The organism is Pseudomonas sp. GXM4 (genome assembly GCF_008923895.1).
Lineage (GTDB): Bacteria > Pseudomonadota > Gammaproteobacteria > Pseudomonadales > Pseudomonadaceae > Aquipseudomonas > Aquipseudomonas atacamensis.
The window spans coordinates 1-4,292 of sequence record NZ_WBRZ01000368.1 but is presented as its reverse complement, the minus strand read 5'-3'; the positions used below and the strand labels follow the sequence as shown (position 1 = coordinate 4,292).

The following is a 4,292-nucleotide window of genomic DNA, read 5'->3' as shown; positions in this document are numbered from 1 at the left end:
CAACATCAAAAGATCGCAGCCTCCGGCAGCTCCTACACAGATTGGTTCCAGATTTGTTTTCGGAGTTCTTGCCCCTATGAAGCACAACGTCATCCTTGTCGTGCTCGACGGCCTCAACTACGAGGTTGCGTGCCACGCCATGGGGCATCTGCAGGCTTATGTTGGCGCAGGACGCGCGGCGCTCTATCAACTGGAGTGCGAACTGCCGGCCCTGTCCCGACCGCTTTACGAATGTATTCTCACCGGCGTGCCGCCGATCGACAGCGGCATCGTCCACAACAATGTCTCGCGCTTGTCCAACCAGCGCAGCATCTATCACTACGCCCGCGATGCCGGGTTGAAAACCGCCGCTGCGGCGTATCACTGGGTCAGCGAGTTATATAACCGCTCACCGTTCGTGGCGGCGCGCGACCGCCACACCAACGATCCGACGCTGCCGATCCAGTACGGCCACTTCTACTGGAACGATCATTATCCGGATTCGCACCTGTTCGCCGACGCCGAAAGCCTGCGCCTGCGCCACGCGCCGGATTTCCTCCTGATCCACCCGATGAACATCGACGACGCCGGACACAAGCACGGCCTCGACAGCTCGCAATACCGCAACAGCGCGCGCTCGGCTGACGTCATCCTCGCCGACTATCTGCAAAGCTGGCTCGACGCTGGTTATCAGGTATTGGTGACCGCCGACCACGGCATGAACAACGATCGCTCGCACAACGGCCTGCTGGCGGAAGAACGTCAGGTGCCGCTGTTCGTTCTCGGCAATGCGTTCAGCCTCAACCCTGACGCCACGCCGACGCAGACCGAGCTCTGCGGCACAATTTGCGAACTGCTCGGCGTACCCCACGACAAACCTGTGTGCCGGGAGCTGCTCAAGTGAATGCCATGAATCGCGGCAAATGGCTCGCGGCGCTGTGTCTGGTGCCCTTCGCGCTGTTCTTCATCGTCTTCGAAATCGCCCCGCTGGTCTGGGTGATGATCAACAGCCTGCAATCGGAAGAGTCCGGCTGGGGCCTGGCCAACTTCAGCAAGATCTTCGGTTCGAAGTTCTATCGGCAGGCGATCCAGTACAGCCTGGAGATCAGTTTCTGGTCGAGCGTATTCGGCATCATCATCGCCGTGCTCGGTGCGTACTCGTTGCGTCGAGTGGATTCGAAGCTGCGCAACTTCGTGAATGCCTTCGCCAACATGACCAGCAATTTCGCCGGCGTGCCATTGGCGTTCGCCTTCATCATCCTGCTCGGTTTCAACGGCAGCATCACCATCATGCTCAAGCAGTCGGGGATCATTCAGGACTTCAACCTGTATTCGAAAACCGGCCTGATCATCCTCTACACCTACTTCCAGATCCCGCTCGGCGTGTTGCTGCTCTACCCGGCTTTCGACGCTCTGCGTGAAGACTGGCGCGAGTCCGCCGCACTGCTCGGCGCCAACGGCTGGCAGTTCTGGCGGCACATCGGCCTGCCGGTGTTGACCCCGGCGTTGCTCGGCACGTTCGTGATCCTGCTGGCCAACGCCCTCGGCGCCTACGCCACGGTTTATGCGCTGACCACCGGCAACTTCAACGTTCTGCCGATCCGTATTGCGGCGATGGTCTCCGGCGACATTTCCCTTGACCCGAACCTGGCCAGCGCCCTGGCCGTGGTGCTCGTGGCGCTGATGACCATCGTCACCGTCGTGCATCAATTGCTGTTGAAGAGGAGCTACCATGTCTCGCGCTGAATCCGGCCCGGCCGGCCTCTACCACCGCGCCGTGGTCTATCTGCTGTTCGCCATTCTGCTGTTGCCGCTGCTGGGCACGCTGGTCTATTCGATCGCCAGCAGTTGGTCGGCAACGATTCTGCCCAGCGGTTTTACCTTCAAGTGGTACATCCAGCTGTGGAGCGATCCGCGCTTTCTGCATGCATTCGGTCAGTCGCTGATCGTCTGCGTCGGCGCGCTGGTGTTATCGGTGGTGCTGATCCTGCCGTTGCTGTTCGTCGTGCATTACTACTTTCCGAAACTCGATGCGCTGATGAACATCCTCATCCTGCTGCCCTTCGCGGTACCGCCGGTGGTGTCCTCGGTGGGGCTGTTGCAGCTCTACGGTTCCGGGCCGATGGCGATGGTCGGCACACCATGGATTCTGATCGGCTGTTACTTCACCGTGGCGCTGCCGTTCATGTACCGCGCGATCACCAACAACCTGCAAGCGATCAACCTGCGCGACCTGATGGACGCCGCGCAACTGCTTGGCGCCAGCACTTTTCAAGCGGCGTTTCTGGTGGTGCTGCCGAATCTGCGCAAAGGCCTGATGGTGGCGCTGCTACTGTCTTTCTCGTTCCTCTTCGGAGAGTTCGTGTTCGCCAACATCCTCGTCGGCACCCGCTACGAAACCCTGCAGGTGTACCTGAACAACATGCGCAACAGCAGCGGCCACTTCACCAGTGCGCTGGTCATTTCGTATTTCTTTTTCGTGCTGGTCCTGACCTGGATCGCCAACATCTTGAACAAGGACAAAAGCGAATGAGCTACGTCAGCGTCCAACACCTGCAGAAAAGTTACGCCGGCACCACGGTGTTCAGCGACATCGATTGCGAAATCAACAAAGGCGAGTTCGTCACCCTGCTCGGCCCGTCCGGGTGCGGCAAGTCGACTTTGCTGCGTTGCATCGCCGGGTTGACACCGGTGGATGGCGGCAAGATCCTCCTCGACGGTGTCGACCTCGTGCCGTTGAGCCCGCAGAAACGCGGTATCGGCATGGTCTTTCAAAGCTATGCGCTATTCCCCAACATGACCGTCGAACAGAACGTCGCCTTCGGCCTGCGCATGCAAAAGGTCAACGCCGATGACAGCCACAAGCGCGTCTCTGAAGTGTTGAAACTGGTTGAACTGCACGACTTCGCCAGCCGCTATCCGCATCAACTGTCCGGTGGTCAGTGCCAACGCGTCGCCCTCGCCCGTTCGCTGGTAACCCGCCCGCGCTTGTTGCTGCTGGATGAGCCGCTGTCGGCGCTCGATGCTCGGATTCGCAAGCACTTGCGCGAACAGATCCGTCAGATCCAGCGCGAACTCGGCCTGACCACGATCTTCGTCACCCACGATCAGGAAGAAGCGCTGACCATGTCGGACCGGATTTTCCTGATGAATCAGGGAAAGATCGTCCAGAGCGGCGACGCCGAAACCCTCTACACCGCGCCGGTTGATGTGTTCGCCGCCGGCTTCATCGGCAACTACAACCTGCTCGATGCCGATGCCGCCTCAAAGCTGTTGCAACGGCCGATCAACCACCGCATCGCCATCCGCCCGGAAGCCATCGAATTGAGCCTCGACGGCGAACTCGACGCGCAGATCCGCAGCCACAGCCTGCTCGGCAACGTCATTCGCTATCGCGTCGAAGCGCGCGGCGTGGAACTGGTGGTGGATGTGCTCAACCGCTCCGCCGCCGATCTGCATCCCGACGGACAGCGCCTGGCACTTTCCATCGATCCAACGGCCTTGTGCGAAGTAGCATAAAAGCAGCTGCAAGCTTCGAGCTACAAGCTTCAAGTTGTAGACTGCGGTGCACCTGATTTTAATTCTTGCAGCTATTAGCTCGTAGCTTGCAGCTGTTCTCGGAGAGAACCCGATGGCTTTGGCAATTTTTGATCTGGACGAAACGTTGATCCACGGCGACTGCTCCTCGCTATGGAGTGAGCAGATGGTCCGCCTCGGCTGGGTCGATGGCGAGTCGTTCATGCAGCGCGACAAGGAACTGATGGATGCCTACGGCCGCGGACATCTGGCGATGGAAGACTATATGGCCTTCAGTCTCGAACCATTGATAGGCCGCACCCCTGAGGAAATCGAGCACTTGGTTGGCCCGTGGGTGGAAGATTTCATTGAACCGATCATCTTCAGCGACGCGACCAAAACCATCGCCGCCCACCGCAAGGCCGGCGACCGGATTCTGGTGATTTCGGCATCCGGTGCGCACCTGGTTCGCCCGATCGCCGATCGTCTGGGCATCGACGAGATATTGGCCATCGAACTGGAAGTCGCCCATGGCGTGTACAGCGGCAACACCGTCGGCACCCTGACTTACCGCGAAGGCAAGATCACCCGCTTGCTGGAATGGCTGGATGCCGAAGAAGAAAACCTCGAAGGCGCGAGTTTTTATTCCGATTCGCGCAACGATCTGCCGTTGTTGCTTAAGGTGGACTTCCCGCACGTGGTCAATCCCGATCCGGTGCTGCTTGAGCACGCCGAAAAGGCCGGCTGGCCGATCCACCTCTGGAAATAAAAACAAAAGATCGCAGCCTTCGGCAGCT

5 protein-coding genes are annotated in these 4,292 nt (G+C 59.4%); all 5 read left to right on the top strand.

The features are described from left to right. Positions 1 to 76: 76 nt before the first annotated feature. The 5 genes from F8N49_RS25970 (at position 77) to F8N49_RS25950 (ending at position 4,264) form a co-directional block, all read left to right on the top strand. Positions 77 to 883, top strand: coding sequence for an alkaline phosphatase family protein (locus tag F8N49_RS25970; protein WP_122880953.1), 807 nt, complete (start codon positions 77 to 79; stop codon positions 881 to 883). Between the two features lie 5 nt (positions 884 to 888). After that, complete coding sequence (locus F8N49_RS25965) at positions 889 to 1,725, top strand: ABC transporter permease subunit (RefSeq protein WP_161984092.1); 837 nt, start codon at positions 889 to 891, stop codon at positions 1,723 to 1,725. After that, positions 1,712 to 2,512 (top strand): ABC transporter permease, encoded by an 801-nt coding sequence (locus F8N49_RS25960; protein WP_151553142.1) that lies wholly within the window; start codon positions 1,712 to 1,714, stop codon positions 2,510 to 2,512. The genes F8N49_RS25965 and F8N49_RS25960 overlap by 14 nt, the downstream gene beginning before the upstream one ends. Continuing rightward, positions 2,509 to 3,498, top strand: coding sequence for an ABC transporter ATP-binding protein (locus F8N49_RS25955; RefSeq protein ID WP_110645118.1), 990 nt, complete (start codon positions 2,509 to 2,511; stop codon positions 3,496 to 3,498). The genes F8N49_RS25960 and F8N49_RS25955 overlap by 4 nt, the downstream gene beginning before the upstream one ends. A gap of 112 nt (positions 3,499 to 3,610) precedes the next feature. Then, a complete protein-coding gene (locus tag F8N49_RS25950; RefSeq protein ID WP_016773740.1) occupies positions 3,611 to 4,264 on the top strand; it encodes an HAD family phosphatase in 654 nt (217 codons plus the stop codon). Positions 4,265 to 4,292 lie beyond the last annotated feature (28 nt).

Coding starts and splice junctions, on each gene's coding strand:
- F8N49_RS25970 (WP_122880953.1), top strand. CDS start 77: ATGAAGCACAACGTCATCCTTGTCGTGCTCGACGGCCTCAACTACGAG.
- F8N49_RS25955 (WP_110645118.1), top strand. CDS start 2,509: ATGAGCTACGTCAGCGTCCAACACCTGCAGAAAAGTTACGCCGGCACC.
- F8N49_RS25950 (WP_016773740.1), top strand. CDS start 3,611: ATGGCTTTGGCAATTTTTGATCTGGACGAAACGTTGATCCACGGCGAC.
- F8N49_RS25960 (WP_151553142.1), top strand. CDS start 1,712: ATGTCTCGCGCTGAATCCGGCCCGGCCGGCCTCTACCACCGCGCCGTG.
- F8N49_RS25965 (WP_161984092.1), top strand. CDS start 889: ATGAATCGCGGCAAATGGCTCGCGGCGCTGTGTCTGGTGCCCTTCGCG.